This window comes from Providencia alcalifaciens DSM 30120 (assembly GCF_000173415.1).
Taxonomy (GTDB): Bacteria; Pseudomonadota; Gammaproteobacteria; order Enterobacterales; family Enterobacteriaceae; genus Providencia; species Providencia alcalifaciens.
On the sequence record NZ_ABXW01000053.1, the window covers coordinates 212,082 to 229,536 of the forward strand.

General features: G+C 43.6%; 15 protein-coding genes, 1 tRNA gene and 1 pseudogene. 7 read left to right on the forward strand and 10 right to left on the reverse strand.

The window, feature by feature from the left end:
- Positions 1 to 74 precede the first annotated feature (74 nt).
- Positions 75 to 413, forward strand: a complete 339-nt coding sequence (locus PROVALCAL_RS14000; protein ID WP_006659961.1) for a P-II family nitrogen regulator — start codon at positions 75 to 77, stop codon at positions 411 to 413.
- Positions 414 to 425: 12 nt separating this feature from the next.
- Positions 426 to 1,718 carry an ammonium transporter AmtB gene (amtB, locus tag PROVALCAL_RS14005; protein ID WP_006659962.1) on the forward strand — a complete coding sequence of 431 codons (1,293 nt, stop codon included), beginning with the start codon at positions 426 to 428 and terminating at the stop codon, positions 1,716 to 1,718.
- A 71-nt stretch (positions 1,719 to 1,789) separates the two neighbouring features.
- On the opposite strand, the gene murJ is transcribed toward amtB, so the two are convergent.
- Together murJ and rimJ are read right to left on the reverse strand one after the other, a co-directional pair.
- Entirely contained in the window at positions 1,790 to 3,328 is a 1,539-nt protein-coding gene (murJ, locus tag PROVALCAL_RS14010; RefSeq protein WP_039862090.1) for a murein biosynthesis integral membrane protein MurJ, read from the reverse strand.
- 78 nt (positions 3,329 to 3,406) lie between these two features.
- Positions 3,407 to 3,994, reverse strand: a complete 588-nt coding sequence (gene rimJ / locus PROVALCAL_RS14015) for a ribosomal protein S5-alanine N-acetyltransferase (protein ID WP_006659965.1) — start codon at positions 3,992 to 3,994, stop codon at positions 3,407 to 3,409.
- A gap of 416 nt (positions 3,995 to 4,410) precedes the next feature.
- Between rimJ and mdtH the strand changes: the two genes are divergently transcribed.
- The gene (mdtH, locus tag PROVALCAL_RS14020; protein ID WP_006659966.1) at positions 4,411 to 5,616 is read left to right on the forward strand and encodes a multidrug efflux MFS transporter MdtH; all 1,206 of its coding nucleotides are present in this window, start codon (positions 4,411 to 4,413) and stop codon (positions 5,614 to 5,616) included.
- Between the two features lie 39 nt (positions 5,617 to 5,655).
- Positions 5,656 to 6,216, forward strand: coding sequence for a lipoprotein (locus PROVALCAL_RS14025; RefSeq protein ID WP_006659967.1), 561 nt, complete (start codon positions 5,656 to 5,658; stop codon positions 6,214 to 6,216).
- 123 nt (positions 6,217 to 6,339) lie between these two features.
- Here the strand turns inward: PROVALCAL_RS14025 and PROVALCAL_RS14030 are convergent, their stop codons facing one another.
- The 3 genes from PROVALCAL_RS14030 to ghrA form a co-directional block, all read right to left on the reverse strand.
- Positions 6,340 to 7,059, reverse strand: coding sequence for a YnfC family lipoprotein (locus tag PROVALCAL_RS14030; RefSeq protein WP_006659968.1), 720 nt, complete (start codon positions 7,057 to 7,059; stop codon positions 6,340 to 6,342).
- Positions 7,060 to 7,138: 79 nt separating this feature from the next.
- Positions 7,139 to 7,699, reverse strand: a complete 561-nt coding sequence (locus tag PROVALCAL_RS14035) for a TorD/DmsD family molecular chaperone (RefSeq protein ID WP_006659969.1) — start codon at positions 7,697 to 7,699, stop codon at positions 7,139 to 7,141.
- Between the two features lie 367 nt (positions 7,700 to 8,066).
- Positions 8,067 to 9,008 (reverse strand): glyoxylate/hydroxypyruvate reductase GhrA, encoded by a 942-nt coding sequence (gene ghrA, locus PROVALCAL_RS14040; protein ID WP_006659971.1) that lies wholly within the window; start codon positions 9,006 to 9,008, stop codon positions 8,067 to 8,069.
- 341 nt (positions 9,009 to 9,349) lie between these two features.
- On the opposite strand from ghrA, the gene PROVALCAL_RS14045 reads away from it, so the two are divergent.
- Positions 9,350 to 9,437, forward strand: a tRNA-Ser gene (locus PROVALCAL_RS14045).
- Positions 9,438 to 9,450: 13 nt separating this feature from the next.
- Here PROVALCAL_RS14045 and PROVALCAL_RS14050 read toward each other — a convergent pair.
- The 5 genes and pseudogenes from PROVALCAL_RS14050 to PROVALCAL_RS14070 form a co-directional block, all read right to left on the reverse strand.
- Positions 9,451 to 10,965 (reverse strand): alanine/glycine:cation symporter family protein, encoded by a 1,515-nt coding sequence (locus PROVALCAL_RS14050; RefSeq protein WP_006659972.1) that lies wholly within the window; start codon positions 10,963 to 10,965, stop codon positions 9,451 to 9,453.
- Between the two features lie 84 nt (positions 10,966 to 11,049).
- Positions 11,050 to 12,535, reverse strand: a pseudogene (locus PROVALCAL_RS14055) (aldehyde dehydrogenase).
- 11 nt (positions 12,536 to 12,546) lie between these two features.
- On the reverse strand, positions 12,547 to 13,413 hold the full coding sequence (dapA, locus tag PROVALCAL_RS14060) for a 4-hydroxy-tetrahydrodipicolinate synthase (RefSeq protein WP_006659975.1): 867 nt from the start codon (positions 13,411 to 13,413) through the stop codon (positions 12,547 to 12,549).
- Between the two features lie 15 nt (positions 13,414 to 13,428).
- Positions 13,429 to 14,676, reverse strand: coding sequence for an NAD(P)/FAD-dependent oxidoreductase (locus PROVALCAL_RS14065; RefSeq protein ID WP_006659976.1), 1,248 nt, complete (start codon positions 14,674 to 14,676; stop codon positions 13,429 to 13,431).
- 8 nt (positions 14,677 to 14,684) lie between these two features.
- Positions 14,685 to 15,635, reverse strand: a complete 951-nt coding sequence (locus tag PROVALCAL_RS14070; RefSeq protein ID WP_006659977.1) for a 4-hydroxyproline epimerase — start codon at positions 15,633 to 15,635, stop codon at positions 14,685 to 14,687.
- A 152-nt stretch (positions 15,636 to 15,787) separates the two neighbouring features.
- Between PROVALCAL_RS14070 and PROVALCAL_RS14075 the strand changes: the two genes are divergently transcribed.
- Entirely contained in the window at positions 15,788 to 16,612 is an 825-nt protein-coding gene (locus PROVALCAL_RS14075; RefSeq protein ID WP_006659978.1) for an AraC family transcriptional regulator, read from the forward strand.
- Positions 16,613 to 16,828: 216 nt separating this feature from the next.
- Positions 16,829 to 17,452, forward strand: coding sequence for a CDP-alcohol phosphatidyltransferase family protein (locus PROVALCAL_RS14080; protein WP_006659979.1), 624 nt, complete (start codon positions 16,829 to 16,831; stop codon positions 17,450 to 17,452).
- The last annotated feature ends 3 nt before the right edge of the window (positions 17,453 to 17,455 follow it).

The window sequence follows — 17,455 nt, forward strand, 5'->3', positions numbered from 1 at the left end:
TAAAAAACAAAAATTAACATTTGGCATGATGCTTGCTTTATCTCTTTTGCCTTTTCAAAAAGACAGGGGGATTTATGAAGTACATCATCGCAATTATTAAACCGTTCAAATTAGAAGATGTTCGAGAAGCACTTACTGAGCTAGGCATTCAAGGAATGACCATCTGTGAAGTCAAAGGATATGGCAGGCAGAAAGGTCATTCGGAGCTTTACCGGGGTGCCGAATATGAAGTGAGCTTTCTACCAAAAACCAAAATGGAAATTGCTATTAGCGATGACCTATTGGAACCCGCCCTTGATGCCATTATGCGTACCGCAGATACTGGAAAAGTCGGAGATGGAAAGCTATTTGTTTTTGAACTTCTACAAGCAGTCCGTATTCGCACGCGCGAATCGGGCGATGACGCACTATAAGGGAGACGTACAATGAGACGATTTTGGTTATCCACCGCACTATTCGCCTTAAGCGCTTTAGCACTTCCCGCCTATGCGTCGGAAGTGAATACCGTTGATAAAGCAGATAACGCCTTTATGTTGATCTGTACTGCATTAGTCTTCTTTATGACCATACCCGGTATCGCATTGTTTTATGGGGGATTATTACGCAGTAAAAACGTATTATCGCTGATCACTCAAGTCATGCTGATTTTTAGTGTAGTGATTATTTTGTGGTTTGTGTTCGGCTATAGCCTCGCATTCACTGCGGGAAACAAAGTGTTTGGGGACGGTTCATTAACTTTCTTAAACGCGATGTCTATCGATGACTTATCGGGCTCCATCAACCGATATATCCATGTTGCGTTCCAAGGCTCATTTGCCGTGATCACGTTAGCCTTAATTGTCGGAGCGTTAGGTGAGCGAGTTCGTTTTTCAGCGTTACTCATTTTTACCGTCATTTGGTTTACTTTTTCTTATGTTCCTATCGCGCACATGGTATGGGCTGAAGGTGGCTGGTTAGCAGATGACGGCGCTTTGGACTTTGCTGGTGGAACTGTCGTGCATATTAATGCCGCAGTTGCCGCGCTCGTTGGTGCATATTTACTCGGAAAACGTAGCGACTACAGCCAAGTAGTGTTAAAGCCCCATAACTTACCAATGGTGTTTATGGGTACGGCAGTCCTGTACATTGGTTGGTTTGGCTTTAACGCAGGTTCTGCTGGCAGCGCCAACAACATTGCCGCACTTGCATTTATCAATACCATCATTGCGACAGCTGGCGCAATCCTTTCATGGACCTTTGCAGAATGGGTACTTCGTGGAAAACCCTCCATGCTCGGCAGCTGCTCAGGTTGTATCTCCGGATTAGTCGCAATCACACCAGCCGCGGGGACGGTTGGACCGATCGGCGCATTAATTATCGGTGTTGTTGGCGGCGTGATTGGGCTTTGGGGTGTTGTGGTCCTAAAACGTTGGCTAAAAGCCGATGATGTCTGTGATGTATTTGGTATCCACGGTACCTGCGGGATTGTAGGGTGTATATTGACTGGGGTATTTACATCAACCATGCTTGGTGGCTTAGGTTACCGTGACGGCGTCACGTTATCTCATCAAGTTTTTGTTCAGCTTGAGAGTGTTGCCGTGACGATTGTGTGGTCAGGCGTAGTGGCATTCATCGCCTTTAAATTAGCGGATAAACTTGTCGGTTTGCGAGTTTCCCCTGAAGAAGAGTGTGATGGGCTGGATATTACCACCCATGGTGAAAGTGCGTACCATCAGTAATTGTCTACTCCCCCTCTGTTGAGGGGGGAGTTTGTTGGCATCTATAGCAACTCAATACCTGTTAAGTGAAATTACGCAACACTGCGTTTCATAAAATCACGAGGACGGAAACCTAACACATACAGTGCCACAAAATAGCTACCCGCCCCGATAATCACGACACCGATTAAACGTAACATGCGCATCAGCATATTGCCGTCTTGCCACGGTGGCATAAAGTGCAACACGCCAAATAACACTATAACCATCACCGCCAATGCGATAAGTAGCTTCACAAGGAAACCACGCCAACCCGCCAGTGGTTGGAAGATATCTTGCTTGCGTAATTGCCAATATAACGCTCCAGCATTAAAACACGCAGCCAGCCCAATAGACAGCGCTAAACCTGCATGTTGCATTGGACCAATAAAAGCTAAGTTCATTAACTGGGTCATAATCAGCGTGACAATTGCAATCCTCACAGGTGTACGGATATCCTGACGAGAATAAAATCCAGGTGCTAAAATTTTCACTAAAATCATGCCAGTTAAGCCCACACAATACGCCATCAATGCATACTGGGTCATCAAAGAGTCATGGGCAGTAAACTTGTCATATTGGAAAAGTGAAACTGTCAGCGCTTCCGATAACATCGCTAATCCGATGGCACAAGGTAGAGCCAGTAATAAACACAAGCGCAGACCCCAGTCCATTAAATGCCGATATTCTTGATGGTTTCCACTGGTAAAACTTTTTGATAATGATGGGAGTAAAATGGTTCCAAGCGCTACGCCCAGCACCCCTGACGGCAATTCCATTAAGCGATCTGCATAATACATCCATGACACTGAGCCTGATTGCAGAAATGAAGCAAAAATCGTGTTAATAATTAATGAGATTTGCGCCACGGATACCCCGATAATCGCGGGTCCCATCATTTTCATAACGCGCCAAACACCACTATCATGGAATGACAAACGCGGTAATACTAACATACCAATTTTCTTTAAATGCGGTAGTTGGTAACCTAATTGCAGCACACCACCCACTAATACCGCCCATGCCAACGACATAATTTGTGGATCAAAATACGGTGCCGCAAAGGCCGCAAAGAAAATCATACTGACGTTCAGTAACGTGGGGGCAAATGCGGGTACCGAAAAACGATTCCAAGTATTCAGAATCGCACCCGCGAGCGAAGCCAACGAAATTAAGAAAATATACGGGAATGTCACCCGTAATAAATCCGTCGTCAATACAAATTTGTCAGCATCTGTTGTGAAGCCTGGCGCAGTAACATAAATGACCCAAGGCGCAGCAATCATCCCGATAACCGTAACAACTGCCAGAACCAAGGTAAGCAGCCCCGAAATATAAGCGACAAACGTTCGTGTCGCCTCTTCGCCTTGCTGGTTTTTATATTCCGCAAGAATCGGGACAAACGCTTGAGAAAACGCCCCTTCTGCAAAAATTCGGCGTAACAAATTCGGGAGTTTGAAGGCAACAAAGAAGGCATCGGAAGCAGCCCCCGCACCAAACACACGGGCAATAATGGCATCACGGATGAAACCCAAGACTCGAGACATCATCGTCATCGAGCTGACTGCTGCCAAAGATTTTAATAAATTCATGATAGCTAAACTAAAAGAAGACAATCGTAGCAGTTTAACAGCGGATGGCTAGACTGACTACGATTGTAGAGTAAATGTTTAGGCTTTAGTCGATTTCCACGTATCGTCCGTTAATGCAGTGAGTACGTGGTCACGCCATTCCCCATTGATTTCAAGGTACTGCCTTGCATAGCCTTCACGTTCAAAGCCCAAGCGCGCTAATAAATTACCACTGCGCATATTATGCGGCATGTAGTTCGCCATGATACGGTGTATCCCTTGATTTTTTTGCATATATCGGATGGTTTGGGTTAACGCTTCATACATTAATCCCTGCCCCTGCCATTTTTCCCCCAGTGAATACCCCAGATAACAGGCATGGAATGATCCTCGTAAAATATTACTGAAATTTGCCACACCAATGACTTCGTTTTCGTCTTTATCCAGTAATACAAAATGGAAGGCGCTACCTTGACGATGCATTTCACTCATCGCATGTAACCGATTATTCCAACCAGAGGGGTTAAAATGGGAATTGTCACGGGTTGGTTCCCATGGCGTCAAAAATTCTTTATTTAAACTGTAATAGTCCGCTAGTCGGTAATTATCGCGTTCATAGACCAAACGGATAATCATTCTGTCAGTCATTAGACGCACTTTGGGTTCATTTGAACGATAACCAAACATCGTTAGCCCTTAATTAGTAGTGTTACCAGTCTTACTCTCGATGCTTGAATTATAACTTAAATTTATCACTTAACTAATTCAATTGTCTCCATAATTAAGTCATTTTTTGAGCGATTAGTTTATTAAGTTCTATTCAAGCATTAGGAATATGCAATAAGGTGAATGCATCATGGGCAATGTCCGCACCATAAACCCTAAAGATTTCGCATTAGAGGTAGGCGGCAAGTCAGTGAGTCCCTTGAAGCATACATAAGTATGTGACGAGGGCGAGCGAGCGCTGCCAACACTCCTATAATGAGAAATATGACGGATTTATCGATAAAAAAATATCATGGTACACATCCCATCATTCCCCCCAAACTCCTGATACTATTAATAAGAATCATTCCTTCCGTTACTAATTTTTATGGTGTTTCATGGCACAGGTGTCGCGGGCAAGAAGCCTTGGTAAATATTTCCTTTTACTGGACAATATGTTGGTTGTTCTTGGCTTTTTCGTGGTTTTTCCTTTAATTTCAATTCGATTTGTTGAACAGCTTGGCTGGGCTGCCGTGGTGGTTGGTTTTGCCCTTGGGTTACGTCAATTTGTGCAGCAAGGTTTTGGCATTTTTGGGGGCGCGATTGCCGACCGATTCGGTGCTAAACCGTTAATTATTATCGGGATGCTGTTACGCGCTGCGGGTTTTGTCTTGATGGCGTTGGCTTATGATCCTTGGGTGTTATGGCTATCTTGTGTGCTGTCTGCCCTTGGTGGCACCTTATTTGATCCACCACGAACCGCTTTAGTGATTAAGTTGACTCGCCCTTATGAGCGAGGACGTTTTTATTCGTTGTTATTCATGCAAGACAGTGCGGGTGCGGTGATTGGTGCTTTAATCGGAAGTTGGTTATTACAGTATGATTTCCACTATGTTTGCTGGGCAGGGGCTGCTGTGTTTGTGATTGCTGCACTTTTTAATGCTTGGTTACTGCCTGCTTATCGCATTTCTACGATTAAAGCCCCTATTCGTGATGGTATGCACAGAGTCTTAAAAGATAAACGATTTGTGACTTATGTGGTCACCCTTTCCGGCTACTTTATGTTATCTGTGCAAGTCATGTTGATGTTCCCTATCGCCGTCAACGAATTAGCGGGTACCCCTACGGCGGTAAAATGGATGTATGCCATTGAAGCTGCCATTTCTCTGACACTGCTTTATCCGATTGCACGTTGGAGCGAAAAACATTTCCGTTTGGAACAGCGCTTGATGGCGGGATTGTTTTTAATGAGCCTAAGTATGTTCCCTATTGGAATGACATCCTCCATCAATATTCTGTTTGTATTGATTGGCATTTTCTACCTAGGTACTGTGACCGCCGATCCTGCTCGTGAAACCCTGAGCGCCTCCCTTGCCGATCCACGTGCTCGTGGTAGTTATATGGGCTTTAGTCGATTAGGTTTAGCACTCGGTGGTGCAGTTGGCTATACCGGTGGTGGTTGGATGTATGATATTGGGCATCAATGGAATATACCGCAACTTCCTTGGTTCTTGCTCGGTACCATTGGATTTATTACACTTTGGACACTTCATCGCCAGTTTAACCGTAAAAAAATTGAAACAGTCATGTTGAGCAGGCAGTAATACGTTACACTTGGGGGATTACTGTATAAAGGAGTGATTATGAAAAATATTTTCTTGGCATCTATCTTCGGATTGCTGTTTATTCTCACGGGTTGTGACAAATTAACCGAATTTACTATCAGTGAATCACAAATTAACAGTTATCTTGCGAGTAAGGTGAAATACGAAAATAATATTGGTATCACAGGTTTTGCCGATGCTGATATTACTTTGCATAATTTGCAATCAGAGATTGGGCGCAGTGAACCGGGAGTGATTGCGTTAAACGGCGAAGCGACTGTAAAAATGAACTCATTGATTGGCGCAGCAGCGGCTGATATTGCATTAACATTAACTGCCCGCCCTGTTTTTGATGCACAGACTGGTTCTATCTATTTGAAAGAGCTAAAAATTACTCAATATAAAATTACCCCAGAAAATATGGACACTGCCATTTCCGCCGTGATCCCTTATTTAAATAGCTCCCTTGAAACCTTCTTCTCGACTCAACCTGTGTATGTCCTGAACCCTGATAATAGTGCAGCAGAAGCGACAGCTAAAAAATTAGCTAAAGGACTAGAAGTTAAACCGGGTAAATTGGTGATCCCGATGGTGGATTGATTGACCATAAATATTTTCGATTGATAAATAGATAATCGTAAAATGAAAAAAGCAACCTTAGGTCTAGGTTGCTTTTTTATGGACAAATTTCCACAACATCACTAATTATTTAACCCTGTATTCTTACTCGTAGTAAGTCGTTTTATAGTCATACGTGAATTTATCCACTCGCCCATCACTGTATGTCATCACACTGGTGCACGAAGTTGGGTTTTTATGATCATCATAATGAGTGCACTTTTGGACAATTTCGTAATAGGGCTGCTGATTTTTCGTGGCATGAAAAAGAATTTTTGTCACTAAACCATCCGTGAAGAAATACTCATTTTTTGTATTAGTAACTTCATTTTCATTGAAATAGTGAGTTTCGATTGGTAAAAGCTCTCTACCATAGACAAACGTAGCAATGTCCTTATCTCCTTGAGTGATCTTATTCACCAAACCATTACGGTAATGGTATTTCCAATTCAACAATTCTCCGGTTTGTAAATTACACATTTTATCGATGCGGTAACCTTTGAGTTTTTGCTTATCAATCAAAAAGTAAAGCTGTTTAGATTTTCTGACGATCGTAAATTCCGTTTCGCTGTCTTTATTATAATAGGTTAACTCGTTGAGACAGCCATGGGGGTTAAATGACACTGACACCTTTTTTCTGAGCCCTTTGTCATCGTTCATGGTTTGAGTCAATTCTTTGACTTTCCCGTAAAGTGGGTCAAATTGAAATTCAGTACTGTAATTAACCATGCGTTTATCATAGTTAAGCAATTCATTATCCACTTGCGCCAGCGCCAACGGTGACATAAAGAGAAACATTAAACCGTGAAGTTTTGTCGGAGTCATTGTGTCTATCCTTTAGGTCTTATGTGGAAAGAAAGAAACGATATCCACTTTCTTTCCACGCAATTCGTGACACCGTCACTTATTCACTGTCACTTTCTGATTCAGAATCGAGCTCATCACGCAGAGCAATCACCGCATCGCGAGTAATTTGCGCGAGTGTACGATAAAACGGAGTTGTCGCATGAGCCTCAACTTTACCCAGAAAAGCGCCATACCAGCTCAGAATATAGCTATCAAATAGCTCTTCTTGCGCCGCAGTTTCATCTTCCGCAGCTTGGTCTTCTAACCATGATGCCGCGAGTAATAACGCACCAAATGCATCAGCAGGCGCATCGGTTAACGTCATGCCACGCGTGACAAGAAATTCACGGATTTCTGCTTCCGTGATCTCTTCATCATAGCGATGGGCAAAAGGTGGCACGGTTGGCTCATGACCAAACATGGCTTGATAATCCGCAGTAATCGCTTTGTGATCCATGGCTTTAGCCATTCTTCCCCACAACTCATCTTGCTCTAATGGCCATGAAGCTTTTAGCTTATCTTGAGCAATCATATCGATAAGCGGCTTCACGAGAGCATCGTCTGGAGAACGTTGAAATAAAGTGCCTAAAATACGGCAGACGATTGAAAATTCATTCATGAGTTTCTTCCTGTTAGCAAATTTCCTGCAATCACTTTTTCGTGATCATCATGCAGTGCAGTATACCTGAAAAAACAGAAAACCCACGCTTTGCTCAATTCTATATATGGCGCTGATAGTCGCTAATGATGATTTCTCAAATAAAAAATCAGATAACTGAAGTATCCTCAAAATAATTCACGCTACAGTTCCCTCAACCTTAGGTGCGGGAAATCGCGTAATCGCATAAATATAGCGAACATATCCCTAACAAGTTTTTGTTGTCACTAGGCGGCAAGAAAGCACATCCCTAGGATGCATACACAAGTATGTGTCTAGGGTGTGCTGACGCAGCTAGCAACATGACAGCAAAAACTAGAACGGGAAATCAGTAGCCTTGGGCTAAATTGACAACACCTAAAGGACGTTCACCAGCTTCTATGCGTTGAATATTACTCGCAATCATATCCATGGCTTCATTAGGTAATGTAAATGCGGCAACATGTGGTGTAATTGCAATGCGCGGATGCGTCCAAAATGGATGCATATGGGGCAGAGGCTCAGTGGCAAAAACATCGAGAGATGCGCCCGCAACTTGACCTTTTTCTAGCGCAACCAACAAATCTTGCTCAATTAAGTGGGCGCCACGGGCAAGGTTGATAATATAGGCGTTTGGCTCAAGTTGGCTAAATAATTGATGATTCAAAATACCCACCGTTTCCGGTGTACTCGGCAGTAAATTGACAATCACTCGGGTTCCCGATAAGAAATCCGCTAACTGCTCTTGACCATAGTAACTCTTCACATTCGGAATCTGCTTTTCAGAGCGGCTCCACGTTCTGACTTTAAGACCAAAGCTCTCTAAGCGTTTTGCGACAGCTTGACCTAATGCCCCCGCCCCCATGACACCTACCACAAATTGGTCATGGGTATACGCAGGTAATTGTTTCCACAGACGCTGGGATTGTAATTGGCGGTATTCGTCCATACGACGGAAGTAATACAACACTTTTGCCGCTGCATATTCCTCCATTTGAATTGCCATGCCAGTATCTTCTAAGCGCATCAGCGGAACCCCTGCGGGTAATGTGCCTGGATTATCGTGTTCTTGTTTCAAAATCGCATCCACACCCGCCCCTAACGCAAAAATACCTTTTAGGTCTTGACGACCCGCCAGACATTCATAAGGTGGAAGCCATACCATGGCATAATCTGCCTGTTGGGTATCTCCCGGCTTCCATTGACGAATATTGGCTTGAGGCAATCGAGCACGCATGCCATCAATCCACTGATTGGCATCAAAAAATGGATGGTAAAATAGAATATTCATGGCAACTCCTTATAGGTTTCTACCAGAGTGTGCGTATTGAGGTTTATTTTCAAGTCAAGACCCGCATTTTACTTCCATAAGATGAGGATTTTGTTAAGGAGTTAACGGAATCTAGATTAATCGCTTGAAGTTTAAATAAACAATTTATTATCAATTTCTAACCAAGAATAATCTTTTAAGATTAGAGAGTAATCAAATTGGTTTTTATTTAGCTAAACGATAGAAAAAATTCGGTTTTTATTTAATTGGGAGTTGACGGAAGGCGCTCTTTTCCCTATAGTAGCGCCCCGTTGCAGGACAAGTTATTTATAACAATTTCTACAACCACAATTTAGAAAAACGGTGAGGTGTCCGAGAGGCTGAAGGAGCACGCCTGGAAAGTGTGTATACGGCAACGTATCGAGGGTTCGAATCCCTCCCTCACCGCCATTTCTAATCTAGATTATTCTTCCTCGACTAATTTCTTGTTTATCTTCCCAGTTCCATCAATCTTATCAATTCCAACGCCTTGGGCATGATACTCACGACTGATTTCTTCCCATAATTCTGCATTTTCAACTCCCGCAGCTTTTGGATCAAACACAGGATCGACGCCTAATTTGGTTTGTCTTTCAAAGTCACGTAATGCTCTTAATGCCGGTTTCGATAAGAAGACAATCGCAATCAAGTTCAAGTAACTCATACTGCCGAAACCGATATCACCAAGTCCCCACATGATACTGACCGATTGCACGCTTCCCATAAAGACAATCACTAAGAAAACGAATTTCAAAATCAGCTTAAGTACGGGATATTTAAGCTTACGATCAAGATAAACAATGGTGGTTTCTGCAATATAGTAGTACGCCATTAAGGTTGTGAAAGCGAACAAGAAGACTGCAATAGAGACAAATCCAGCCCCTGCCGAGGTAAATACCGTGGATACTGCCATCTGAGTCCATGCCGTTCCTGCTGCTACCCCAGGAACATGTTCCACAAGCGCAATCGCCGCACCGTCAGGGAATACGTTGTACATATTGGTGACTAAAATCATCAGCCCTGATGCCGTACATACCACGACCGTATCAATATAGATAGAAAATGCTTGGATCAACCCTTGCTTTACCGGATGGCTAACTTCTGCGGCTGCGGAGCTGAATGTTGCTTCACCCGCCCCTGCCACGTTTGAGAACACCGCACGGCGTACACCCCATGATACTGCGGTTCCCACAATACCACCGAATACTGCATCCATTCCCATCGCACTGCGGAAAATCAAGCTAAACATGCCCGGTACGCTATCCCAATGGCTACCCAGAATAATGACCATCATGACAATGTAAGCTAATGCCATAATCGGGACGATTTTATCTGCTGCACTCGCAATACGTTTAACGCCACCGAAAATCAGCCATGCCATCAACACAGTGACTAATGCACCTGTTGCCATTGGCGGAATATTGAAGGCGGTTTGGAAGGAGTCCGCAATTGTGTTGGCTTGGATCCCAGGGACTAATACACCGTAAGATAAACAAATAACAGCCGCGACAAAAATCGCAAAAGGCTTTAATTTCAATCCTTTTTCAATATAGTACGGTGAACCGCCACGATACTGATCATCTGAGCGCTGCTTATAAATTTGCGCAAGGGTGGATTCAATAAAGGCACTGGCACCGCCTAATAAACCCATCACGACCATCCAGAAAATCGCTCCAGGTCCTCCCGCGGCAATCGCGGTTGCCACCCCAGCAATGTTACCAACCCCGACACGCCCAGATAAGGCTAAACAGAAGGCTTGGAAAGAGGAAATCCCATCTTTTGACGCTTTGTTTTCCTTTAATAAACAGACCATTTTTACGATGTAACGGAACTGAACACCGCGTGTTGCTAATGTGAAGTAGAGACCGACACCCAGAGATAAGAATACGAGAGCATTACCCCAGATGTAACCAACGATGGTATTCACGATGGCTTCCATATGTACTCCTCGACGATTGTAATTGTATTTGTGTATTTGCAAGGGTCGAAACCTGAACCTCGCAAGGTTCAGGTCAATGTCATTTTACTGATTGATAAACCAGATAACTTTTGTTTGGGTGTATTGTTCAAAGGCTTCTAAGCCGTTGTCTTTCCCCCCAAAACCTGACTGACGGAAACCACCAAATGGCGTGGTGATATTACCTTCGCTAAATCCGTTGACCGACACGGTCCCCGCATTGATACGACGTGCAATATTCATCACTCGATGGATATTCTGGCTATAAAACGAAGCCGCCAACCCGTAGTGAGTGTCATTGGCTAAATTCACCGCTTCATCATCCGTCTTAAATGATGTAACGGCTAAAAATGGGACCAAAAACTTCATGTCGAAAGAGAGACATTTCTGGCGTAACAGCATCAAAAATTGTCGGTTCTATGTACCACCCTGAACCGAGGTCACTGTGTATTTTTCCTCCTGTGATAAGTTTCCCTCCCTCTTTAAGGGTGGTTTCTAAAAACGATCCTACTTTTTCAAAATGTGCCTGTTCAATCATGGGACCGATTGACACAGACGCATCACGCGGATCCCCAACTTGCCATGTTGATACTGCGGCAACTAATTTTTCGAGCAGGGGCTTTTTGATATTTTCGTGCACAATTAACCGCGAGCCACAGCTACAGTTTTCACTCATATTCCAGAAAGCGGCCGCCATGATATGCGGAACAGCTGCATCTAAATCTGCGTCCTCAAAGACCACTTGTGGGCTTTTTCCACCGCATTCCAAAACAATTTCTTTTAGATTGCTTTCTGCGGAGTATTTCAAAAATAAACGCCCTACTTCTGTCGACCCTGTGAATGAGACGATATCAACATCAGGGTGACGCCCTAACGCTTCCCCCACTTTTTCGCCCAACCCGCAAACCAAACTTAATGCACCTTTCGGCACACCCGCCTCATAAGCAAGTTCAACCATACGGTAAGCACTCAATGAGGTTAATTCGGCAGGTTTCACAATCACAGAATTACCAACCGCTAACGCCGGCGCGACTTTCCAGGCAAACATTTGTGCAGGAAAGTTCCATGGCAAAACAGCGCCCACGACACCGATAGGCTCATGAACAATTAACCCCATTTCTTGACGCCCAGTTGGCGCAATTTTGCCAAACAGTTTGTCGATAGCTTCTGCATACCAATAAAACGTTTCGACTGTTGCGGGTAAATCCGTATTTAAACATTCAGTGATAGGCTTACCTGCATCGACGCAATCCAATGCTGCTAGTTCTTCGCTATGTTTTTCAATTAATTGTGCCCAACGTAACATGACCTGTTTACGTTCTTGAGGGGACAAACCGCTCCAGCAGCCCTCATCAAAGGTTTCACGAGCAATGCAAACCGCCGCGTGAACATCTTGCGCACTGCCATCCGCGATATAACCAATCGAACTATTATCGATGGGGGTATAATTTTTAAGCTTGGCACTCCCACTTTGGTGGCCCGCAATCAAGTTGCCCGCCCAGAGTTGGCTCTGTTTCGCTCGCTCAAATATTTGCTCTTTAGTGATCAACATAAACAACCCCGCTATGGCTTAATCAGTGCAAGAAATTCATGGCGTTCTTGCAGGCTAATATTGGACAGAGGTAAGCGAACAGGTCCTACATTAAAGGTTCCTTTTAAGCAGCCAGCTTTAGCTTTTTGGTTATAGTTACCTGATTCCATAGAGTAAATCGCAGGATAAATCTCTTGCATAATCTGCTTAGCTTTTGTCCAATCGCCTTGCTGCGCCGCATTAAAAATGGCAACTTGCTCTACTGGGAACACGTTGCCTGCACCGGCAATCCAACTTTTCGAACCCCAGAAGAAGAAATCCACAGGTTGGTCATCACAACCGCAAATGACCTCAAAGTTTTTAAACGGTGTTTGGAGTAAATGCAGGGCGCGACTAAAGCTACCGCTACTCTCTTTGATAGCGACAATATTGTCGATTTCCGCCAGTTTCACGACGGTATCTAACTCAATCTCAATGCCAATACGGGCTGGGAAGTTGTACATAATGATGGGTAATGAAGTTGATTTTGCAACTTTCTCATAGTGAGCATAAACCCCGTTTTGATCCGGTAAACTGTACGGTGGTGGTGATAACATCAGCCCTTCATAACCCAGTTCTTTCGCCTGTGCTGCGCGTTTAATTGCGCCCTCGGTAGATAAGTCATTAATTCCTGCAATCAGCGTCACACGCCCTTTGGCAATTTTACTGACCGTGGTTAATACGGTTTTACGTTCGTCTTCATTTAACGCGTAATATTCACCCGTGGTGCCGCAGACCACCAACCCCGTCACACCACTGGCGATCAGTTTTTCGGTTAACTCTGCTAACGCAGTGATATTTAATGAAAGATCATCATGAAATGGAGTGACTAACGGAACAAGAATGCCATGGAAATTCATTATAATTCTCCTGAATTAAAGAAAGCGCTTAATCGAAAAAGGCGAGCAATCGAGCGGTGTCGGTTGCTCGTGGATCATGTTATTGACGATATCTGCGGTAATTGCCGCTTGTGTTAGCCCTAAATGTTGATGCCCAAAGGCAAATACATACGGACCTTTTTGGTCTATGACCGGTAAGGAGTCTGAGATAGTGGGACGGAAACCCATCCACTCACTGGTATTTTGGCTATCTAATGGTGTTTTCAGCATTGGATTCGCCAGCGGTAAAAAATGGCGGGCACGTTGCATATTGGGTGGACGCTTCAAACCTGCGTATTCAACAGTGCCTGCGAGGCGCAACCCACCGTTCATTGGCGTCATAATAAAACGGCGATCCATACTGGAAATCGGAATGGACAAACGCCCTTTTTCATTTGGTAACATCAAGTGGTAACCGCGCTCGGTTTCCAAAGGGACATTGATGCGACTCACCATTTTCACTAATGACTTTGAAAATGCGCCCCCAGCAATCACGACTTTATCCGCAATAAACGTCCCTTGAGGTGTCGTCACTCGTGCTTGATTTGCTGAGGAAGAATCAATGGCGGTCACTTCACATTCTGTCAGTACTTTCCCACCTAAATTCACAAAAGCCTGTGTTAAGCGTTCGTGCATTTGTGCGAGATCCACTACATGTCCAGTATCGGGATAGAACAATCCACCAATTTGGTTAGTCGCGAGTTCAGGTTGTTGTGTGAGCAATTGGGGTTGATCCAATAGCTGATTATGCACCCCCATATTGTTCAAATATTCCCCATGGCGATGTAGCTTTTCCAGAGTGGTATTTTTTTCTGCTACCAGCAATGAACCTTGAATTTTGACCAAATCCTCCAGCTGCCATTGCTTTGAAAATGCTTGCCAAGAGGATAATGACGCAGCATTTAGCACAGAAAGCACACGGTGAATATGTTGAAATGGTTTATGGCGCATATTCCCTAACAATTTCAATAGCCAAGGTGCTAATGGTAGGATATAGCGCCAATCAATACGCAAAGCGCCTAAAGGATCAAGTAGCATACTGGGAATGGACTTTAACACTGACGGATCGGCAACAGGAAATACCTGCTCAGTTGCAATATGCCCCGCATTACCAAAAGAGGCACCTGAGCCAATTTGGTTTTTATCGAGCAATAAAACGTCCGTGCCGTGATGTTGTACGGATAACGCAATGCTGAGCCCAACAATGCCCCCACCGACTACAATGACGGAATATCTGTTATCCATCGTCGACCTCACTCCACCGTGATACCAAAACGGAACGGATCGTTTTCATCAATCAGTAAGGTATTTTCACCGCTGATGTAAGCATTGCCACGAATCGTTGGAATGATGCCGTTAGCATCCGCAACTTGATAACTGGCTTGAAATTGGCTACCAATAACACTTGCCTGACGCCAAATTTTACCTTCCTCAAGCTTGTTGTCCGCAGCAAGGCACGCTAATTTCGCGCTGGTGCCCGTACCACATGGCGAGCGGTCATATGCCCCTCCGGGACATAACACAAAACTTTGGCTATCTGCACCATCGCAATGTCCAAACAATTCAATATGGTCAATTTCTTGGTCATCTTTACCAAAAATGCCTTGTTCAACGAGGGCTTGTTTGATTTTTAAACAGACCTCCGTCAGCGCCTTCGCATTCCCATACTGGATAGCAAGTGGTGAATTTTCGACGAGGAAAAACCAGTTTCCGCCCCATGCAATATCCCCAGTCACTAGCCCAACCTCCGGCACGTTAACTTGAACTGCTTTGCGATAGCGATATGCATAAACGTTTTGAATGCTCACGCTACCATCTTCATGTAATTTAGCGGTCACATCCCCCACTGGGGTTTCAATTAAATGCTCACCGTAACCAATGCGCCCTAAGTAATGCAATGATGCGACCAAACCGATGGTACCGTGACCACACATGCCTAAGTAGCCTTCGTTATTAAAGAAAATCACGCCCGCCGCAGCTTTAGGGTTAACGGGTTTACACAGTAATGCACCAACTAGAATGTCATTACCTCGAGGTTCTAAAATGGTTGCGCATCGCCAATGGTCATGTTCTGTGCGTAACGTTTGTAGGCGCGACGCCATGTCTGAATTCCCTAAATCAGGAAAACCATCAATCACTAAACGTGTGGGTTCCCCTGCGGTATGAGAGTCTATAACCTCAATTTTCTTATATTTACTCTGCATCAGTTCATCCTTATTAATATCATTTGTTAATAGAATGCTTGATTTATGTAAACAACTCTTGATATCTTTCGAATCAACCTATGCGTATTTCTGCACAATTTAAAAACATTTCAGATAACTATTAAAATTAGTTGAATGCATTGGAGCGCAATATGATTGATTTAAATAAACTGTTGTTGATTAGTCAGGAAAACATGCTTTTCCCCGTGGATAATATTAATAATTTGTTAAATCATCTTGGGTTGGTCATGCCTTTAATCAATACACTTCCTAATGTGACTTTCTTCGTTAAAGACCGTAATGCCAAATACTTGCTTGCCAATGACAACCTTGCTAAACGATGCAAAGTTGATCAGCGCAATGGCGTAATAGGAAAAACTGCAGAAGATATTTTTCACGCGGATTTGGGGCAGAGTTATAGCTCTCAAGATTATTTGGTTATGCAGAAAAAAATAAGTGTTATCAATAAATTGGAGCTACATCTTTATAAGGCGGGATTATTAGGTTGGTGTTTAACGACCAAAGTGCCTATTTTTGATACACGTAATCAGGTGATTGGTGTCGCGGGCATTTCTGTGGATTTACAAGATGAAAAATCAGTCAGCCCTAAATTAAATAATCAATTAGGTCGAGTTGAACAATATATTAGCCAGCATTTTGATACCGCAATTAAAATAACAACACTGGCTGAAATTTCAGGGTTGTCGTTATCTCAACTTAATCGTCAATTTAAAACAGTTTTTCATATTACACCTCAGCAATATATTCAGAAGAAGCGCCTTGAACATGCTATCGAATTATTAGAAGAAGACTATTCTATTACAGATATTTCAATTAAATGTGCTTATGCCGATCACAGTGCATTTTGTCGTAAGTTTAAAGAACTGACCAATATGACTCCCAGCCAATTTAAACGAATGCGTTCTAATATCGATAAAAAAACAGTGAATGAACAGGAGATTGCTTATTCCATCTAATCGTTGAACGATGCATGTCCCCCTCAATTCTGGGTCTTTACTCAGGCGAGCGAACTTTTTCCCTGACGTATCCTCTAATCATCAATGGTAAAATAGTTGCTGTCCTCATCGTGATAACGAGGAACTTAGGACAGCTCTTATTGTAGCTAAAACATAATCGCGTATTGATATAGCACTAAACTGCCCCCTACTGCGGTATATTTTAAGGATGAGTGAATGACCATTTATGATCTGAAACCTAAATTTCAGAATCTGCTACGCCCCATTGTTCGTCAGCTATTTGATGCGGGGATCACGGCAAACCAAGTGACCCTTGCTGCATTAGGCTTGTCCATTATTGTAGGCTGTTTATTAGCGCTTTATCCAACTCCCTACTTATTTATCTTGCTCCCATTTGTCTTATTTATCCGCATGGCTCTCAATGCCATTGATGGTATGCTTGCACGCGAACACAACCAGAAAAGCCATCTCGGAGCAATGCTGAATGAACTGGGCGATGTCATTTCCGATGTCGCCTTGTACCTACCTTTCGTCCTCATTTTCCCGCAGGCTTTTTGGTGGATTTTGTTGAGCCTCTTTCTCTCTGTATTAACTGAATTTATCGGCGTCATCGCTCAAGCAATGGGCGCATCTCGCCGTTATGATGGCCCTGTCGGTAAAAGTGATCGTGCATTTGTCTTTGGTGCATTAGGATTATTTGTCTGTATTTTTCCACAACTGGTAGTTGTAAGCTGGATAAATATCCTTTTTGCCGTCCTCTCCCTGCTGTTGTTCTATACCTGCTATAACCGTATTCGCCGTGCACTGACTGAGTTAAGCGCAGTATCGGAAAATAATTAAGGA